Source organism: Bacteroides sp. AR20 (assembly GCF_964250605.1).
GTDB lineage: Bacteria > Bacteroidota > Bacteroidia > Bacteroidales > Bacteroidaceae > Bacteroides > Bacteroides uniformis.
In genome coordinates this window covers 1-938 of the sequence record NZ_CAXUGK010000075.1, presented here as the reverse complement: position 1 = coordinate 938, position 938 = coordinate 1, and the positions used below count along the sequence as shown (strand labels likewise).

Below are 938 nucleotides of genomic sequence, written 5' to 3'. Positions count from 1 at the left end.
AATTAAGAGAAAAGCTAACATAAAGTAAAGCTTTTCTCTTGATTTATTAGAAAGAGGAACATTTACTGAATATCCCTAAAGTTTATCACCGAAAAACAATGTATTTTGATGTAACTCTCTAAAGATTAGAAAAATATAGAGAGTCTAAAAGATGCAGGTAACGATTTGGAGACGGAAGTCCTGCTTCGGGTTACACTGCTTTGCATAGTCTCAAATAACTCGTATACAAATGTAGTCAATATTTGGAATATAGCAAAATATTCTGCTATTTATTTTTGTATAAATCTGATTATTAACATATTAAGCATTTAAAGTATTACTTTGAATGTCTGCTCATTATAGAATAGCCGGGGAAAGTGCCTCGGCTATTTTTTTGTCCTCATTTGGCGTTTTCTGTCTTTTTTTGACGGTTGCTCAACGGTTGAGTAACCAATGACCTTAAAACAACTTCGTAATATTGCACCATAAACGATAAAATCAAGGTCATTATGAATAATAGAAGAACTCTTTCCGGTGCCGGAGTTACCCACATGCTCAGCACCATACTTGCCAAAGTGAACAACATCGAGAAGCTACTTTGTCCTTCGGTTGAGAACATACCGGATAGTGAGATACTGGACTCGAAAGGCGTGCGTCTACTGACAAAGATGTCGGACAGGACACTGCTTAGAAGACGTAACGACGGTACGCTTCCTTTTTATCGGGATAAAGGGAAAATCTATTATCGCCGCTCGGATGTCCTTCGTGCCGTATTATTGGAAAAAACAGAAAACTCTAAAAAATAAGCGTTATGAAAAAGATGGTCAAGATTGAAAGCAGTTCTTTCGCTGCACTTGTGAGAAGTTATAAGAAGTCATTGAATGTAGCTAACACTTGAAAAGGGACCCGGGTAGCATTTGAAACGTGCCCCACCCATGGGTATGTTTAACCGAACAAAA

At 37.4% G+C, this 938-nt stretch carries 1 protein-coding gene; it reads left to right on the top strand.

The annotated features are described in order from the left end of the window. Window positions 1-488: 488 nt before the first annotated feature. Window positions 489-785 (top strand): helix-turn-helix domain-containing protein, encoded by a 297-nt coding sequence (locus tag ACESTD_RS18430; protein ID WP_009040025.1) that lies wholly within the window; start codon window positions 489-491, stop codon window positions 783-785. Window positions 786-938: the final 153 nt, after the last annotated feature.

Coding starts and splice junctions, on each gene's coding strand:
- ACESTD_RS18430 (WP_009040025.1), top strand. CDS start 489: ATGAATAATAGAAGAACTCTTTCCGGTGCCGGAGTTACCCACATGCTC.